13 protein-coding genes are annotated in these 18,695 nt (G+C 57.0%); 5 read left to right on the top strand and 8 right to left on the bottom strand.

Features of this window, described 5'->3' with window-relative positions:
* Positions 1-5: 5 nt before the first annotated feature.
* The 4 genes from EJA70_RS26705 to EJA70_RS26690 all read right to left on the bottom strand — a co-directional run bounded on the left by EJA70_RS26705 (position 6) and on the right by EJA70_RS26690 (position 4,385).
* Positions 6-1,304, bottom strand: coding sequence for an MFS transporter (locus EJA70_RS26705; RefSeq protein WP_158834862.1), 1,299 nt, complete (start codon positions 1,302-1,304; stop codon positions 6-8).
* 57 nt (positions 1,305-1,361) lie between these two features.
* Entirely contained in the window at positions 1,362-2,405 is a 1,044-nt protein-coding gene (locus tag EJA70_RS26700; RefSeq protein ID WP_158834859.1) for a sugar kinase, read from the bottom strand.
* Positions 2,398-3,180, bottom strand: coding sequence for a sugar phosphate isomerase/epimerase (locus EJA70_RS26695; RefSeq protein WP_158834856.1), 783 nt, complete (start codon positions 3,178-3,180; stop codon positions 2,398-2,400). The genes EJA70_RS26700 and EJA70_RS26695 overlap by 8 nt, the downstream gene beginning before the upstream one ends.
* 176 nt (positions 3,181-3,356) lie before the next feature.
* The gene (locus EJA70_RS26690; protein ID WP_158834853.1) at positions 3,357-4,385 is read right to left on the bottom strand and encodes a LacI family DNA-binding transcriptional regulator; all 1,029 of its coding nucleotides are present in this window, start codon (positions 4,383-4,385) and stop codon (positions 3,357-3,359) included.
* Positions 4,386-4,640: 255 nt separating this feature from the next.
* Between EJA70_RS26690 and EJA70_RS26685 the strand changes: the two genes are divergently transcribed.
* The 3 genes from EJA70_RS26685 to EJA70_RS26675 all read left to right on the top strand — a co-directional run bounded on the left by EJA70_RS26685 (position 4,641) and on the right by EJA70_RS26675 (position 10,620).
* On the top strand, positions 4,641-5,438 hold the full coding sequence (locus EJA70_RS26685; protein WP_158834850.1) for a hypothetical protein: 798 nt from the start codon (positions 4,641-4,643) through the stop codon (positions 5,436-5,438).
* Between the two features lie 84 nt (positions 5,439-5,522).
* On the top strand, positions 5,523-7,592 hold the full coding sequence (locus tag EJA70_RS26680) for a hypothetical protein (RefSeq protein ID WP_158834847.1): 2,070 nt from the start codon (positions 5,523-5,525) through the stop codon (positions 7,590-7,592).
* 238 nt (positions 7,593-7,830) lie between these two features.
* Positions 7,831-10,620 carry an autotransporter outer membrane beta-barrel domain-containing protein gene (locus tag EJA70_RS26675; RefSeq protein ID WP_158834844.1) on the top strand — a complete coding sequence of 930 codons (2,790 nt, stop codon included), beginning with the start codon at positions 7,831-7,833 and terminating at the stop codon, positions 10,618-10,620.
* Positions 10,621-10,674: 54 nt separating this feature from the next.
* On the opposite strand, the gene EJA70_RS26670 is transcribed toward EJA70_RS26675, so the two are convergent.
* The 4 genes from EJA70_RS26670 to EJA70_RS26655 form a co-directional block, all read right to left on the bottom strand.
* Positions 10,675-11,109, bottom strand: coding sequence for a hypothetical protein (locus EJA70_RS26670; protein ID WP_158834841.1), 435 nt, complete (start codon positions 11,107-11,109; stop codon positions 10,675-10,677).
* 149 nt (positions 11,110-11,258) lie between these two features.
* Positions 11,259-11,900, bottom strand: a complete 642-nt coding sequence (locus EJA70_RS26665; RefSeq protein ID WP_158834838.1) for a DUF1345 domain-containing protein — start codon at positions 11,898-11,900, stop codon at positions 11,259-11,261.
* Between the two features lie 138 nt (positions 11,901-12,038).
* Complete coding sequence (locus EJA70_RS26660; protein ID WP_158834835.1) at positions 12,039-15,134, bottom strand: efflux RND transporter permease subunit; 3,096 nt, start codon at positions 15,132-15,134, stop codon at positions 12,039-12,041.
* Between the two features lie 15 nt (positions 15,135-15,149).
* The gene (locus EJA70_RS26655; protein WP_158834832.1) at positions 15,150-16,307 is read right to left on the bottom strand and encodes an efflux RND transporter periplasmic adaptor subunit; all 1,158 of its coding nucleotides are present in this window, start codon (positions 16,305-16,307) and stop codon (positions 15,150-15,152) included.
* Between the two features lie 291 nt (positions 16,308-16,598).
* Between EJA70_RS26655 and EJA70_RS26650 the strand changes: the two genes are divergently transcribed.
* On the top strand, positions 16,599-17,300 hold the full coding sequence (locus EJA70_RS26650) for a response regulator transcription factor (RefSeq protein WP_007912171.1): 702 nt from the start codon (positions 16,599-16,601) through the stop codon (positions 17,298-17,300).
* A 4-nt stretch (positions 17,301-17,304) separates the two neighbouring features.
* On the top strand, positions 17,305-18,606 hold the full coding sequence (locus EJA70_RS26645) for an ATP-binding protein (RefSeq protein ID WP_158834830.1): 1,302 nt from the start codon (positions 17,305-17,307) through the stop codon (positions 18,604-18,606).
* Positions 18,607-18,695: the final 89 nt, after the last annotated feature.

The raw sequence follows: 18,695 nt of genomic DNA, 5'->3' as shown, positions 1-18,695 counted from the left end.
TCTCTTCAGGAATGGGCCGGTACATGGCGCGCAGTCACGGCTTTGGCCACCACGCGATCACTCGCGCCGGGCTTGAGGAAAATCGTCAGCACCACCGACAGCAACAACGCGCCGCTCATCAACAGGTAGGATGCGCCGGGCGAACCGGTGGTGCTGTTCAGGTAACCGACCAGGTACGAGCCGCCGAATGAACCGAGCGCGCCCATGCTGTTGATCAGCGCCATCGCGCCGCCGGCGACGTTGGCGGGGAGAATCTCCGGGACGATGGCAAAGAACGGCCCGTACGGTGCGTACATGCAGGCGCCGGCAATCACCAGCAAGGTGTAGGACCACCAGAAATGTTCAGCGCCCAGCGCGTACGAACCGTAGAAAGCGATCGATGCGATCAGCAGCGGCGGCCAGACGAAGCGTTTGCGTTTCTGCAACTTGTCCGAACCCCACGACACCGCCAGCATGCCGATCACCGCCGCCAGATACGGCAGCGCCGACAGCCAGCCGGCCTCGATCATGTCCATTTGCGCGCCGGCCTTGAGGATCGACGGCAGCCACAGCACAAAGCCGTACACGCCGATGCTCCAGCAGAAAAACTGCAGCGCCAGAATAATCACCTTTGGCGAACGGAAGGCCTCGGCGTAGTTTTTCACCGCCTTGATGCCAACCTGTTCGGCTGCCAGGGCGCTTTCCAGATCCTGCTTTTCCTGGTCGTTGAGCCACTTGGCCTCGGACGGACGATCATCGGCCAGGCGCCACCAGATAAACGCCCACAGCACTGCCGGCAAACCTTCGATGATGAACATCCAGCGCCAGCTGAAATGCTGCACCAGATACCCCGAGACCACCGACATCCACAGCATGGTCACCGGGTTGCCGAGGATCAGGAAAGTGTTGGCCCGCGAGCGTTCGGCGCGGGTGAACCAGTGGCACAGGTAGACCAGCATCGCTGGCATGACCGCCGCTTCGACCACGCCGAGCATGAAACGGATGACGATCAGCCAATAGGCGTTGGAGACTACGCCGGTCAACGTGGCGAGGCCGCCCCAGAGAATCAGGCTGACGAAAATCAGTTTCTTCACGCTGTGCTTTTGCGCATAGATTGCGCCCGGCACCTGGAAGAAAAAGTAACCGAGGAAGAACAGTGCACCGAGCAGCGAAGACAGGCCCGGGGTGATCATCAGGTCTTCGGCCATCCCCGAGGCAGCGGCAAAACCGTAGTTGGCGCGGTCCAGATACGCCAGGCTGTAGGTGATGAATACGATTGGCATGATGTACCACCAGCGGCGGGTGGCGAGAGTTGCGGTTGTCATGGTTGTTGCTCCTGAGCTTGTTGTTTTTGTCGCAGCAGGTTCAATGAATGTTGTCTGTCAGGGCCTCATCGCTGGCAAGCCAGCTCCCACAGGGTTTTGGGGTGTATCAAAAGTTGTGTTTTTATCACCAAATCCTGTAGGAGCTGGCTTGCCAGCGATGGCGGCCTCAAACTCAACGGACAATTCCAGACGGGTTGGAAGGCCCTCCATATCCCCGCGACTCTGCACCGCGCGGCTGCCAATCCAGTTCGCACGCTGCACCGCCTCGGCAAAACTCTGATGCTCCAGCAAGGCACTGATCATCCCGACCGCAAAGCCATCACCGGCACCCACCGTGTCGACGACGTGGGCCACCGGCACGCCGGCAACAAACCCCTGCGCCAACTGCGTGCGGTAATAAGCACCCTGCGGGCCTAGCTTGATCGCCACGGCTTCTGCGCCTTGATCGAGATAAAACGCGGCAATGTCGGCCGGGTCGTCGAAGCCAGTGAGCAAGCGACCTTCACTCAACCCAGGCAACACCCAGTGGGCGAGGGCGGCGAGGCGGTTGATCTCGGTGATCATCTCGCGCTCGCTGGGCCACAGGCTCGGGCGCAGATTGGGATCGAACGAGACGCTGCGTCCGGCGTTGCGCATGCGGCTCATCAATTCAACGGACATCTCCCGCGCCGAGGCTGACAGTGCCGGTGGAATGCCGGTGGCGTGCAGGTGACGGGCGCTGAGTAATTGTGCGGTGATCGACTGCGGCGAAAGATGGCTGGCCGCTGAGCCGCGCCGGAAATACTCGACCTGCGGATCGCTGCCATCGTCACTGCGAGACTTCAACTGGAAACCGGTCGGGTGGGCGCTGTCGACCTCGACATGACTGCAATCCAGACCTTCTTTTGTCAGCGTTTCGACAACGAACCGCCCGAGCGAGTCTTGACCGACCCGGCTCAGCCAAGTGACGTTGAAGCCCAGGCGCGACAGGCCAATGGCAACATTGCTGTCGGCGCCGGCGATGCGCTTGTGAAATTGCTCGACCGCGGCCAGATCACCCGTTTGCTCGGCGACGAACATCGCCATGGTTTCGCCGAACGAGAGAATATCGATCTCAGACATGAGCAGGCTCCAGACGCGATTGGCCGAGGTGGGCGAGGGCGGCGACGTGTTCGCGGGTCAACTCGACCAGGTCCTCGCCTTGCAGCGGGTACTCGGCAGCGCGCATAACGCCTTGGGCCATGTGCCGCAGCAGTTGTTCCCACAGATGCAGATCGCTGACGGCGGGCGGCACGGCTATCAGTTTGCCGTCAGCGCGACGCGCCACGGCTTTGCAATGCACGTAACCTACGTGGCGGCCCAGCAGGCGCGCGGCGCTGGCGGCGGACTGGTCTTGCCATTGCCAGTTGCCAATGTCGAAAGTCATCTTGATCGGTAGATTGTGCTGTTCGACGGCGGCGAAGAAGCGCTGGAACGGTTCGATTCGGCCGCCTTGCAGGGTCTGGTCGTTCTCCACCAGCAGCTGCACCGGACTGTGCTTCAAGCGTTCCGCCAGTGCCTGCAGATCGTTGGTGTCGGTGAAATAACCGAGCGACACCTTGAGCCACTTCGAGCCGAAGGTTTCGGCGTTGTGCAGCGCGGTGATCAGTTCGGGGTTGGGTTGCGCCTGACCGGCGAGCCACAGTTCAGTGGGCGACGAGTAGATGCTTTGCAGCCCTTGGGCCTGTGTAGCTTCAGCCAACTGGGCCGGGTCTTCGCGCGTCAGCAGCTCTTCGCGCCATTCGATACGATCGGCCCCGGCTGTGGCGAGGATTTCGATGAAAGCGCCTTGCCCGCGCTGGCGGACAAGTTCGGCGCCGTAGCTGGACAAACTGATGGAGACGGCAGGTTTATTCATTGTTATTGACCTCTGAAACCGGTTTCATTTTTGTTCAAAAAAAATCAGGCAGCTCTTTGTCGTTCCTTCAGGCCCCATCGCTGGCAAGCCAGCTCCCACAGATTTAGGGGCGTGTACAAAATATTTGAATACGACCCGGACGCTGTGGGAGCTGGCTTGCCAGCGATAGCGTCAGCTCAAACACTGTTGATCTGACGGGTCGATCCACGTTCAACCAGCACCGGCGCAAAATCCAGCACCCGCGCCGCCTCATCATCCCCGCGCAAGCGCTTGAGCAGACACTCAAACGCCCGCGCGCCAATCTCTTGTGTCGGCTGGGCCAGCGCGGTAATCCCGCTCCCCACCAACGGGTACCAATCCAGATCATCCAGGGCGATCACCCCGATATCGTCGAATAAACGGCAACCGATCTCGCGCAATGCTTTGACGCAGGCCAGCGCTGCGACGCCATTGGCGCAAAACAGTGCTTTGGGGCCGGACCCCGCTTTGTGCAGGAACGATTGAAGAGCGCCTGTCAGATTGTCGCCGGTTGCCAAAACCGCTCCGCTTAGCAGTGATCGCTGGGCAATCTGCGCCTGAAAACTACTGACGCGCTCGACTCGCGAACTGGTGCCGTCGTACGGCTCGGTCACCAGCACCACGTCGCGATAGCCGCGCTGTTCGAGATGAGCGACTGCCATCTCCACCGCTTGCGCGTTATTCAGGCCGACCATATCGCTGTCGAGCCCGGCGACCTTGCGATCCACCAACACCATTGGCATTTCGCGATGCAATTCATGCAACTCGTCGCGGTGGTGGCCAAGGGTGTTCACGATCAGCCCTTCGATGTTGTACGAGCGCAACAGCGCCAAATGCTGGCGCTCCTGCTCGTCATCGCGGTCGGTGTTGCACACCACCAGGCTGTAACCATGCGCACGGCAGGCGGTTTCTACCCCGTGCATCACGGCAATTGAATAAGGATTACGGATGTCGGCAACCAACATGCCGATCAGGCGCGTACGACCGCGCTTAAGGCCACGGGCCATCTGATTGGGGCGATAGCCGAGTTCGGCGATGGCTTGTTCGATGCGCGAGGCAATGGCATCGGAAAGCAGGGCGCGATCATCGCCTATGAAGCGCGAAACGCTGGCCTTGGAGACGCCGGCGCGCTCGGCAACATCAAGCATGGTGACACGGCTGCGCTGTGCGGCGGAGAAGTCATTCACATCGGTGGACCTTATTTTTGGTTGGTGCTGAAACCGGTTTCATAAGGCACCACTCTCAAGGTGTGCGTCAAGTGCTCTGAATAAACGCGAAGCCGGTCCGTGGGTAAAAACCGACGAGCGGTATTAAAACCTGTCAGATCTGACAGTAGTCAATACCCGCTCAATCGTCGCTTAATCACCCCAGGATCAATTGAAGAAGTCTCGAACCTGATAAGTCCGACTTGGCGACGTCACTCATCCGATATGGGAAATCACTTGATAAAAGCCAGCAGGGCAAGGCCAGGAACGCTGGCGGCCGCCATAACGCTTGATGGCGTGAGTAATCCGGCCGGGATTATTCCTTATCCCATATTATTAAGTGGAACCATTGCACGTATACCGCGCTGGGAAGAGACATCGTTTGACGATCACTTGCAAGTTTTCTGGTTGCAGAATGGTAAAGAGGAACTTATCTATGAAAACAAATACCCGACAGGGATAGTTCCCGCAGAGATCCCGTTACCGATCACTGCCGCGCGCATGTTGGTCGACGGCCAGGCCTTGATTTATTACATCGTGACCGCGTTTGAATTTCCCGACCGGTCGCCTCAGAAGCCGTTGATCATTGATCACACCCAGTGGCCCATCGAACAACTGCCAAGGCCAGGCTTTTCAAATTTGGATATTTACGGGTATTACACCTGCGGAACTCGCCCGGTATTGACGGCGGGTATTCATGTAAACATACCCGCGCAAGCGTTGGCACTTGAAAGTGATAGGTTCTCACTGGAAGTTCAAGGATTTCGAAGTATCAATGGCTACCCTGGTGAACATGATGAGCACGTTGTGCCGGAAGCCAAGGCGACCTATTCCCGGGATTTGAGCCTTGAGGATATCAATCGCGGGTTTGCTCAGTTCGTGGAATTTACTCCCTGTATTAAACCGTTGATCGATAACGATTCGATGACGGCGATTTATACACTGGCTCGCGATGGGAAAATCATTGGCAGATCGATAGCCGCATTGGCCAGAGTTGACAGAGTTATCCCTGGTAGTTTGCCTTGTTACGTCTGAATTGCCCTCTTTGCAGGCGAGGGGACAGTTATCGTGGCGAAGCAGATCTGACCCCGGGTTTTATCGGCAGAAGGAGTGAATGATATGACTGTGAAGGAAGATATAAAAAAACAATTGCCGGGCAGTGGTACTCGCTCTGGCCCCCTGGCTGATCCTCCCGAAATCAAAGGGCAGATCCCGGGCGACGGTAGAATACTGCTCGAGGAGCTTAAAAAACCGAGTATAAGTGTCACGATAATGGCGTTGAAAGACGGGCTGTTTGGCGGTGGCAAGGCCAGAGTGCTTGGCAATAAAAAAGGCTTCGATGAAGTGCTGTTGGGCGAAGTCGATATTCCCGAAAACTTCAGTGATTTTTTTCCACACGATATTCAAGTGGATACTGCAAAAATCCCCGATGATCCCAGTACCGCCGGCCCGACTGAGTATTACTGCCGCTTTCACATCGAGGACGGGTTGGGGATTGAAGATAACTCAGATCCGATTGTGTTCAGCGTCGACAAGAACCCTCCTTATTATGTTAAGAGTCCTTACAGTCGAGCATCTCCGCCTTTTGCGGTTTTCAAGAATCTCAACGTCGCTGGCGGCGAGGTAATCAATGATGCGTGGGTAGCAAAAAATCCTACTGGCCTAGTAGTCCAGATCGCCAAAGATTATCTGCATAATCAGGAAAATGATCTCGTTACCTTTTGTGCTTCAAATCGGTCCGGCACGACTACCACAATGCCAGTCGTCTATTCCCGTGGCGTTTTTCCGAAGGCCGCAGGGGCAACTTCGGGTGAGTTCACAGTCCCTGTCGAGGTGCTTAAAACACTCCCCAACGGCGGACTTTATCATCGCTACGTCTTGCATGATGCGCCGTTGAATAAGTCACAGGACTCTATATTGACGGGCGCTCCAACCTTACCGATTGCATTTTTGCCGCCGCCGATACTCAAGGCGTTGAGAGTTCCGGCGGCGGGGCCGACGCATTCAGAGGAAATCAGCCTTGGCACATTTTTGCCCGTTGGAACCAAAATAGATGTAGAGATTGATTATCCGGATAACGGCGATCCGAAAGATGTGATAACGGTATCCATTAATGGCCCAACGGGAGCGCCAAAAGTGGTTGGAACCGGTGATCTTGGGAATAGACCGGGTCCATTGTCGTTCAACCTGTCCTATGACATTTTGGATGAAGTAACAACTGGGGCAACAGGTGAAGTCACTGTACAGCTGTCTTATACGTTAAAACGGGGAACCAATACGGCAATTGATTCACCTGAAACATCATTATTTGTGAATTTTGTATTTCCCGGGCCAGAGCCAGATCTTCTGCCGAACCTGGATAACGATAATTTGCTTCCTGTTGAAATCAAGGGCCAGGAGGGGGCTGGTACCCTGAACCATCTGACGACAGCGGATATTGACAAACCTGTACGCTTCACTGCAACCCGATGGACGGGGGCTCCCAACCTTCTAGAAGACGCGTTGATTACGTTTTATTGGGCTGGGAAAAACGTCGGCAATGAAACAATGACCAACGCCGATACATCAGTATTCATCAATGTGGATTTTTCGCTTATTTCAGAAGCAGGCCTCGGCACCGTTGAGGCTTATTACACCATTGAATATCCGGACAACCCCAATGTCATGCGTCAGGCACCTGCCACTGACGTATTGGTAGAAACGTTTCAAATCAGCTTGCTGGACCACAAAGGCCCGCCGTTTATCGAGTTGGGTGGAAAACGCTACATCACCTGCAAAACGATGGTGCCTCGAACGGTAGCTGGCGGTGTAACAACCGTACCGCCGCTTAAAGTCTCGGTGCCTGGCGGGCAGCGCGATGCACCAACAGGTCGTGAAGTAACAATGCGCATGCAGGGATGGGAAAAAGACGACGCTACCCTTCCCATTAAGGACGTTGCTTTCACGAACGCCCTGCCTATGCCAGCAGGGAACGCGGATCTTGTTTTTGAAATGGACTATAAGCTTTTCAAAGACATTCAAGAGGCAACCCCGCCGACCAATCCGGTTAAATTTTATTACGCGCAAATCTGGTATGAAATAGACTTGGGAGGCACTAAGTTCAACTCAAAAAAAGAGATGCATCCTGTTCGGGTACGCAATAGCAGCCTTCTTTATTGTGATGATTTGGACGCGGGGAGTGACGGTTAACCCGTAGTGGAAGCCCCAACCAGTTTCCTGGTAACTGGTTGGGGTGCCCTGATTGCACTGCCTTTCAATAAAACGCTTCTGTGCCAATTCTCCTCTAAGATTCGCCCTTCAAAGAAGTAGGACTATTCCTACAGAAAATTCGCAGCTGTGTCTGTAGTCTCCCGCATTCTTGAAATTTGTTCTCAACGCAGCATTCGTGTTGTTTTTCTAAGGCGCAAGATTGCTCAGGTCTTTCAGTATGCCTAGTTCACTAGTTTATAAGTTTCGAAATATTCAATATTGCCGTGAGGCTTCTTCATTTGTTTTGTTGATGCTGTCGGTCTCCGCGACACAGGCGGGGGCGCTAAATCCCGGCGAAGTCAAAACGATAGACAGTACGTCTGCCGTTGAATCCTGGACGTTAAACACTAACTCCGAGCTGATTGCCAACGATGCGGTCACCCAGAATATTACCGCACTGACTGCAAAGCTCTCGGTCAATGGTGGTTACAACCAGCAAATCCGGCTTGAACGGCTTTCGATCATGAATATGAATGGCGGAACCATTGAAAACACCCTCGGTACCGGCGACGCGCTCCGATTGGCGAGCAGCAGCGCGGAGTTGACGAACAGCACGGTGATCAGCAATGGGTCAGGCTTGTTCTTGACGCGAAACATTCAGGACCAGACCGGGTCCAGCGTGAAGTTGAGCAACAGCACGGTGACGGCGGTGACTTTTGCTGCGCAGATCAACGGTTTGGGAGTGCTTGATCTGAGCGACAGTCAGTTGATTGCGACAGGTGCCGCCTCGCAAGGGGTAAGGCTGCTGAATGGCACGTTCAGGGCAACCAACTCCTCGGTCATCGGCGGCACTACAGGGTTATTGATTGGTAGCGAGCCGACCCGGACTGGAGCGTCAACAGTGACGCTGGATAACTCGCATATCGTCGGGGGCAGCGGGCCCGGTATTTCCACGGATTATGCCAACTTGACCGGTCCAACGGTCAATATCGCGCTGGCCAACCGTTCCTCGTTGTCTGGCGGCAACGGCAACGCGATTGAAGTCAAGCAAGGTGCGACGGTTGATCTTGTTGTCGACAACAGTCTGGTTAACGGCAATGTGGTAGTCGACAACAGCAGTTCGGCCAATGCCCGTTTCCAGAATGCGTCGATGCTTACTGGAAATCTTGAGAACGTTGCGCAGATTTCCTTCGACACCCAAAGCACAATGAACGGTGACGTACTCGGCGCCAGTAGTGTGCGTTTCCTCAATGCTTCGACGATGAACGGCCATCTGCGCAATGTCGATCAGGTCGTGTTTGACACCCAGAGTAAAATGAGCGGTGAAATACTCGATGCCGGCCATGCACAATTTCTTAATGGTTCGACGTTCAATGGCAATCTGCGCAATGTCTCGCAGGTGGTTTTCGATAACCAGAGCACATTGACCGGCAGTATTGAAAGTGCTGATAGCGTGCAATTCCAGAACGGTTCGACGTTGATTGGCAACGTGCATGATGTCGACCAGGTAGTGTTCAACAGTCTCAGCAAAATCGTCGGTGGTGTGACCGAAGTCGCCAGCCTCTCGTTGAATAACGGCTCCAGTCTGGTGGGTGATGTCAAGGCCGCCCAAGGCGGTAGCGTTGTGCTGAATAATGCATCCACATTGAACGGTGCAATTGAAAACTCTTCGGACCTGCAGATTCGTAATGACAGCCAATGGTTGACCACCGGTAACGCTACGGTGCATAACCTGACGCTGGAGAAAGGGGTTGTCCATCTGGGAATTAACCATCAACTGGATGTGGCGACACTTTCTGGCACGGGTACATTTGTCATTCAGACGGACGTTGATACGCACGACAGCGGTTTTTTGAACGTCACGCAAAGCGCCAGTGGCGACCACAAGCTTCAAGTAACGGCAAGTGGAACCAATCCGGCAAACTCCGACGACGTCAAGATCGGCAATATTGCCAGCGGCGATGCCAACTTTGCCTTGAGCAAGCTGGTCGATGCCGGCTCCCGCACCTACGAGCTGGCCAGAGAAGGCGAGGGACTTTACCTGCGTCCCAACCAGACAGTCAGTACGTCTACCAACGCTGCGGTGGCGGTTGCTGGCAGCGCGCCCAGCATCCTTTATGGAGAGATGACGACGCTGAATAGCCGTATGGGCGATCGCCGTCTGGGGAGCGGTGGCGCCAACTCGTTCGGTGCAGCCCGCAATGGTGATTCGGTCAAACACCTCAGCAACAGCGTCTGGACTCGCAGCTATGGCAGTCAGTACAACGTCTCGAACGCGTATGGAGGCGGGTTTACTCAAAACCAGCGAGGTTTTGCCCTGGGGGCCGACACACAAGCGCAACTGGGCGGGCAACAATGGCTGATCGGTGCGTTTGTCGGGGCCGGGCGCACGGATCTCGATTTGAAAAACGGTTCTACAGCAACGGTCGACAGCGTAAATGCGGGCGTCTACGGCACATTGTTCGACGTCGAAAGCGGTCTTTACCTGGATGTCGTCGGGAAGGTCAACCAATTCGATAACAAGACCAAAGTGACGATGAGTGATGGCACACGCAGCCGAGGCAAGTATAAAAACCTTGGTCTTAGCGCGACCGTTGAAACAGGTAAGCACATCGAATTTGACAACCGCATGTTCATTGAGCCTTTTGTGCAAGTGGGACTTGCGGCTGTCGAAGGCAAGCAATATCGAATGGACAGTGGCCTGCAAGTGGACACCGATGCTGCGCGCTCGCTGCAGGGTAAAGTCGGTATGACTGTCGGGCGCGAATTTGCCTTGAGCGGCGGCGGTAAACTTCAACCAAGGGCGCGTATGGCGGTCGGCCATGAATTTGTCAAAAGCAACGATGTTGAAGTTAATGATGATGATTTCAACAGCGATCCATCCAGTACAAATGTCGAGTACGCTGTTGGGATGAACTGGGTGGCAGCGCAGAAAAAATGGCAGGTTTACGCGGAGTTAGGTGGCAGCAAAGGCCAGAGTATTGATCAAAACTGGAGTGGCAATGTCGGTGTAAGTTATAACTATTAAGCTGTGATTTCAGCAAAAAAAACCCCGACCAGTGTCGGGGTTTTTTTTGTGCAGTTAATGAACCAGGGGAAGCAACATGTCAAAGCGACCATTAATGTCGATTGATCTGTCAGTGCCGTCATCCTCGGCTCTCAGGGTAAACCAAGCGGCTACTGCGCCGTACTCCGGTTTGCTCGATTCACAGAGCGTGATCGTGCCTTCAATTCCAACATAGACATTCATTGAGTTATCAATGAATTCAAAACGCGCCTTTGACTCAGGCGTGCCCAGTGTATAGGCCTGGAACTCCAGTGATGTTGGCACAATGATGCGGATTTCCCGATACTCCAGGTTAACTTCGCGCTGAATGCCGTAAAAAATATAATGATGATCAAGCGGGGGAGCCAAACTCACTTCTTCAACAAGTCGCTGATTGGCGGTAAAGGGAAGTCCGTCAACGACGGCCGTGAAGAAAGGGACCTCGGGATTCAATCGGGTATTTTTTTTCATCATCCAATCCTCTATGCGAGTGAAGGTATCCAGAGGCCTGAGTTGGCCTGTTCAGGGACAATCCATCAAAGCGCAGCGGATTGCAGTTGTAAACTGTCAACTCTGACAGTTTACAGCGTGTTTGCAGTGTGATTTCAATACTCGCGCCATCAGCCAAACAAGCCCGCGGCAATGTTGATGGAAAAGCCTAGTATCGCCGTGTTGAACACGAATCCAATTAACGACTGTGCAAGCACTATCTTGCGCAGGTCACGAGTCGCGACACCCACGTCGGCGGTTTGCACAGCAACACCGATGGTGAACGAGAAATACAGAAAATCCCAATAGTTGGGCGTTGTCAGTCCTTCGGCAAACCGCAGGGCGGGTTCCTTGCCGTCCCATGTGTAGTAAAGCCTGGCGTAGTGGACGCTGAAGATCATGCCGATCAACAACCACGAGCCGATGACTGTCATTGCGGTAAAACCGTAATGCAGCAGTTTTCGAGTGGTTTCAAGGTCTTTGCTACCGGCCAGTTCAAAGGTAATGGTCGCCAGGCTGGCCAGCGCCGCGATGCAGACAACGAACAACACCAGCCCGGCATTTTCGTCTTCGATTTCAGCAATGCGTTTGACGTCCGGCGCCTTGGCGCGCACGGTCAGCCACAGCATCAGGGCCAGGTAGGTCCAGACGCCGGCGTTCCAGCCGATGAGGATTTTACTGATGGTCGAATCGGCCGGGGCCAACAGGCCCGCGCAGAGCCCAACCAGAGCGGCAGCTGACAGGCGAGGGTGGGTACGGGCAAGAAAGCGCATGAGAACTCACAAGAGTGAACAACCCCAGCACCATAGCTCACGCGAACACGCTTTTGTAGGAGCAGCCGCAGGCTGCGATCTTTTGATTTCCAAAACAACGTCAAAAGATCGCAGCCTGCGGCAGCTCCTACATGTGCATCAGTGCCTGGTGAAGCGTTGTACGAGCTTCATGACGACCACGAAGAAGACAGGTACGAAGATGACTGCCAGCGTTGCGGTAATCATCCCGCCGATCACGCCAGTACCGATTGCCTGTTGGCTTGCCGAACTGGCGCCAGTGGCAATCGCCAGCGGCACCACACCGAGAATGAACGCCAGCGATGTCATCACGATCGGGCGCAGACGCAAACGTGCTGCCTGCAACGTCGCATCAATCAGGTCATGCCCTTCGTCATAGAGACTCTTGGCGAACTCAATGATCAGGATCGCGTTCTTCGCCGACAGACCAATGATGGTGATCAGCCCGACTTTGAAAAACACATCGTTGGGCATGCCGCGCAATGTCACGGCGAGTACTGCGCCGAGCACACCCAGCGGCACCACGAGCAATACCGAGGTCGGTATCGACCAACTCTCGTACAGCGCCGCCAGACACAGGAACACGATCAGCAGCGACAAGCCGAGCAGAATCGGCGCTTGGCTACCGGACAAACGCTCCTGCAAGGACAGCCCTGTCCATTCCTGACCCAGGCCCTTCGGCCCTTGCGCCACCAGACGTTCGATCTCGGCCATGGCTTCACCGGTGCTGTGGCCGGGCGCCGGTTCACCGGAGATCGAAATGGCCGGGTAACCGTTATAGCGGGTAAGTTGCGCCGGGCCCTGAATCCATTTGGCCTGGACGAACGCTGACAACGGCACCATTTTCCCGTTGTTGTTGCGCACGTGCATTTTCAGCAGGTCGTCGACCTGACTGCGCTGATCACCTTCGGCCTGCACCACAACGCGTTGCATCCGCCCCTGATTGGGGAAGTCGTTGATATACGCCGAGCCCACCGCGGTTGACAGTACGTTGCCAATATCGGCAAACGATACGCCCAGCGCGTTAGCCTGTTTGCGATCCACTTCCAGCTGTACTTGCGGCGCTTCGGCCAGTGCGCTTTCACGCACATTCATCAGCACCGGGCTTTTCTCTGCCGCCGCCAATAGTTCGGTGCGCGCCTGCATCAGCGTGGCATGGCCGAGGCCGCCGCGATCCTGCAGGCGGAATTCGAAACCGCTGGAGGTGCCGAGGCCATCAACGGGTGGCGGCAATACAGCGAACGCCATTGCATCCTTGATCTGGCTGAGGGCGATGTTGGCGCGATCGGCAATCGAACTCGCCGAATCGTCGCTGCCCCGTTGCGACCAGTCCTTGAGTGTGGAAAATGCCAGTGCAGCGTTCTGGCCGCTGCCGGAAAAACTGAAGCCCAGAATCACCACGCTGTCACTGATCCCCGGCTCGTCGGCGTTGTGCGCCTCGAACTGTTCGGCAACCTGCACCGTGCGATTCTTGGTCGCGCCAGGTGGCAGTTGAATATCGGTGATGGTGTAACCCTGATCTTCCACCGGCAGGAACGAGGAGGGCAGGCGCATGAAGCAAATCCCCAGCCCGACCAACAGCACGACGTAGATCAGCAGGTAACGCCCGGTGCGTTTGAGCGCATAACCGACCCAGCCCTGATAACGATCAGTCAGGCGTTCGAAGCGGCGGTTGAACCAGCCGAAGAATCCGGATTTCTCGTGATGCTCGCCTTTGGCAATCGGCTTGAGCAGTGTTGCGCACAAGGCGGGCGTCAGCGTCAGGGCGAGGAAGGCCGAGAACAGGATCGACGTCGCCATCGACAACGAAAACTGCTGGTAGATCACCCCGACCGAACCCTGCATGAACGCCATCGGAATGAACACCGCGACCAGCACCAAGGTGATGCCGATGATGGCGCCGGTAATCTGCGTCATGGCTTTGCGTGTCGCCTCTTTGGGCGACAAGCCTTCGGTGGCCATGATCCGCTCGACGTTCTCCACCACAACAATGGCGTCGTCCACCAGAATGCCGATGGCCAGCACCATGCCGAACATGGTCAGCACGTTGATCGAAAAACCCAGCGCCAACATCGTGGCGAAGGTGCCCATCAGTGCGACCGGCACCACCAGCGTCGGAATCAATGTGTAACGGACGTTCTGCAGGAACAGGAACATCACCGCAAACACCAGCAACATTGCCTCGCCGAGGGTGTACACCACTTTAGTGATCGAGACTTTGACGAACGGCGATGTGTCGTACGGGATCTTGTATTCAACGCCCACCGGGAAGTAGCGCGACAGCTCATCCATCTTCGCCCGCACCAGGGTTGCGGTGGCGAGCGCATTGGCCCCCGGCGACAGCTGCACACCAACGGCGGTGGACGGCTTGCCATTCAGGCGTGTGCCGAACTGGTATTCCTGACTGCCGATCTCGACCCTTGCCACGTCGCCGATACGCACGGTCGAGCCGTCCGGATTGGCCTTGAGCACGATGTCGGCAAATTCTTCAGGCGTCGATAACTGACCCTTGACCAAAATCGTTGCGGTGATTTCCTGGCTGGACGGGTTAGGCAGGTCGCCGATGCTGCCGGCAGACACCTGCGCATTCTGTGCGGTGATGGCGGCGTTGACGTCAGCCGGCGTCAGGTTGAAACCGATCAGCTTCTGCGGGTCGACCCAAATGCGCATGGCACGTTCGGCGCCATACAACTGCGCCTTGCCGACGCCGTCCAGACGCTTGATTTCGTTCATGACATTGCGCGCCAGATAATCGCTGAGCGCTACGTCATCGAGTTTGCCGTCGCTGGAGGTCAAGGTAATCAGCAGCAGGAAACCGGAAGAGACCTTCTCCACCTGCAAGCCTTGCTGATTGACTGCTTGCGGCAGGCGCGACTCGACCACTTTGAGGCGGTTCTGCACATCGACCTGCGCCAGTTCCGGGTTGGTGCCCGGCTGGAAAGTAGCTTTGATCGTCGCGCTGCCGAGGCTGCTCTGCGATTCGAAGTACAGCAAGTGATCGGCGCCGTTGAGCTCTTCCTCGATCAGGCTGACCACGCTTTCATCGACGGTTTGCGCCGAAGCGCCGGGGTACACGGCATAGATTTCGATCTGTGGCGGCGCGACGTCCGGGTATTGCGCCACGGGTAACTGCGGGATGGCCAGCGCACCGGCCAACAGGATGAACAGTGCGACCACCCAGGCGAATACCGGGCGGTCGATAAAGAACTGCGGCATATGAAAGCGTCCTGCTTACTGACCAGAAGCCTGGGCAAGTGGAAGAGGGGTGTCGTCGATCTGCACTTTTTCGCCGGGACGGGCGTGTTGCAGGCCTTCGATGACAATGCGGTCGCCGGGCTTGAGGCCGCCGGTGACGATCCAGCGATCGTTTTGCACCGCGCCCAGTTGCACCGGTTGCTGGGCGATGCGCATTTGCTCATCGACCGTCAGCACTTGCGCAATACCGGCGCTGTCACGTTGTACGGCGCGTTGCGGTACGGTAATGCCGTTCTGGATCGTCGCCTGCTCAAGACGCACACGCACAAAGCTGCCCGGCAGCAGGTCGAGGTCGGGGTTGGGGAACTCGCTGCGCAGAATGATCTGGCCGGTGCCCGGGTCAACCGTGATATCAGCGAAGAGCAACTTGCCCGGCAACGGGTAGAGGCTGCCGTCGTCCTGAATCAATGTGGCTTTGACCTGATCCTGGCCAACCTGGTGCAACTGACCGGAGCGGAACGCGCGGCGCAGTTCGTTCAGCTCACGGGTCGACTGGGTGACGTCGGCGTGGATCGGGTCGAGCTGCTGAATCAATGCCAATGGCGTGGTTTCGTTCTGCCCGACCAGGGCGCCCTCGGTGACCAGCGCACGCCCGACGCGCCCGGAAATCGGTGCAGTGACCGTGGCGTAACCCAGATTGAGTCTGGCCCGCTCGACGGCAGCCTTGTTGGCCGCGACGTCGGCGGCGGTTTGCCGGGCCATGGCCCGGGCGTTGTCGTAATCCTGCGCGCTGATGGCTTTGTCATCGATCAGTTGTGCGTAGCGCTGTTCTTGCAACTTCGCCTGAAACGCATTGGCTTCGGCCTTGCGTAAAGCGGCGTCGGCGCTGTCGAGATCGGCCTTGAACGGTGCCGGGTCGATGCGGAACAGCACATCGCCCTTTTTCACGTCACTGCCTTCGCGAAAGCTGCGTTGCAGGACCACGCCGGCCACCCGGGCGCGCACTTCGGCGATCCGCGGGGCGGCGATGCGCCCGCTCAGTTCGCTGCTGATCGACAGGGGGCGGGTTTCGATGGTCTCGATGCGCACGGTGGCGGGCGGCGCCTGCTCTTCGGCTTTCGAGGATGAATCACAGGCGCCCAGTGACAGCGCCAATGCGATCAGGCCGAGCCCGGCCAGCAGTTTGTTCGACATGTACTACCCCCAATATTGATGCCCGCATCCTACGGGCAGTCGCCGAGATTAGCGGTGAAGCTTTGTAGGCGCTGTGTGAAATTGTGTAAGGGTTTTACTCAGGGACGGGTGAGGGCGTATATCCTTTACGCCTTGAAATTTATTGCGACAGTTGGATCGCCATCGCGGGCAAGCCCGCTCCCACAGGGTTCTCGGGTGGACACACATGTTGTGATCACCCGAGAACCCTGTGGGAGCGGGCTTGCCCGCGATGAGGCCTTCAAGGTCGCCACTGCACTTTCTGGATCACCCATGCCCAACATCCTCCTGGTCGAAGACGACACCGCCCTCGCTGAACTGATTTCCAGCTACCTGGAACGCAACGGTTACTCTGTCAGCGTTATCGGCCGTGGTGACCACGTACGTGAGCGGGCCCGAGTCAATCCGCCGGACCTGGTGATCCTCGACCTGATGTTGCCCGGCCTCGATGGTCTGCAAGTCTGCCGCTTGCTGCGTGCGGACTCGGCCACGCTGCCGATATTGATGCTGACAGCACGCGATGACAGCCATGATCAGGTGCTGGGCCTGGAAATGGGCGCCGATGACTACGTCACCAAACCGTGCGAGCCTCGCGTGCTGCTGGCCCGTGTCCGCACGCTGTTGCGTCGCAGCAGCCTTGGCGAACCGTTGACGGCCAACGACCGTATCCTCATGGGCAATCTGTGCATTGATCTGTCCGAGCGCACCGTGACCTGGCGTGACCAGCCGGTTGAGCTGTCCAGTGGCGAATACAACTTGTTGGTGGTGCTGGCGCGGCACGCCGGTGAAGTGCTCAGCCGCGATCAGATTCTGCAACGCCTGCGCGGCATCGAATTCAACGGCACTGACCGTTCGGTGGACGTCGCGATCTCGAAATTGCGGCGCAAGTTCGACGATCATGCCGGCGAAGCGCGCAAGATCAAGACCGTGTGGGGCAAGGGGTACCTGTTCAGCCGTTCCGAATGGGAATGCTGAACTGATGTTTCGCATCCTGTTTCGCCTGTATCTGGTGACGATCGTCTCGTACAGCGCGGCGATCTATCTGGTGCCGGATCTGGTGGTCATGGCGTTCCGCGAGCGTTTTGTCACCTACAACCTCGATTATTCGCGCGGCTTGCAATCGCTGATCACCCGGCAGTTTCACGCCACGCCGCGAGATCAGTGGCCGGCGCTCGCAGCATCAATGGACAAGGATTTCCAACCGCTGCACATCGTCCTGGCGCGCATCGATGACCCCGAGTTCACGGCGATTGAACGCGAGCGGTTGTTGCGCGGAGAAAACATGGTGCGCATCGGCGACTGGGGCTGGCGCACGCTGGCGGTGACGCCGCTGGACAACGAAATGGCCGTGCAAATGGTCGTGCCGCCCGATCCGATGGACGTCAATTTGCTGTACTGGAGCATCAACGTGCTGGTGGGGGCAACCTTGCTGGCGTGCCTGTTGATGTGGCTGCGGCCGCACTGGCGTGACCTCGAACGGCTCAGGGGCACCGCCGAGCGTTTCGGCAAGGGCCATTTGAGCGAACGTACCAACATCGCCGCGAGTTCCAACATCGGCAGCCTCGCCAATGTGTTCGACACCATGGCCGGCGACATCGAAAACCTGCTCAATCAACAACGAGACTTGCTCAATGCCGTGTCCCACGAGCTGCGCACGCCGTTGACGCGGCTGGATTTCGGCCTCGCCCTGGCGCTGTCCGACGACTTGCCGACCGCCAGCCGCGAGCGCTTGCAGGGACTGGTCGCGCACATCCGCGAGCTGGACGAGTTGGTGCTGGAGTTGCTGTCTTACAGCCGATTGCAAAACCCGGCGCAACTGCCGGAGCAGGTCGAGGTGTCGCTGGACGAGTTTATCGACAGCATTCTGGGCAGTGTCGATGAGGAACTGGAGTCGCCGGACATCGTCATCGATGTCTTGCTGCACGGGCAGCTCGAACGCTTTTCGCTGGATCCGCGCCTGACCGCACGCGCGATCCAGAACCTGTTGCGCAACGCCATGCGCTATTGCGAAAAGCGCATTCAGATTGGCGTGCAGGTCAACGGCGAGGGGTGCGAAATCTGGGTCGATGACGATGGTATCGGCATCCCCGATGATGAACGCGAGCGGATCTTCGAGCCGTTCTATCGCCTCGACCGCAGCCGCGACCGGGCCACCGGCGGGTTCGGCCTGGGCCTGGCCATCAGCCGCCGGGCGCTGGAAGCCCAGGGTGGCACGCTGACCGTGGAGTCTTCACCGTTGGGTGGTGCGCGCTTCCGCCTCTGGCTACCTATCACCGCCTAAATCTCTGTAGGAGCTGCCGAAGGCTCGGGCCGCGATCGGACGATCTCTTGATCTTGTCTTTTTAAAGATCAAAAGATCGTCCGATCGCG

The sequence above is a fragment of the Pseudomonas sp. PB103 genome, assembly GCF_009764635.1.
In the GTDB taxonomy this organism is placed as follows: Bacteria; Pseudomonadota; Gammaproteobacteria; order Pseudomonadales; family Pseudomonadaceae; genus Aquipseudomonas.
The sequence above is the reverse complement of the archived record's forward strand: the minus strand, read 5'-3'. Positions and strand labels throughout refer to the sequence as shown.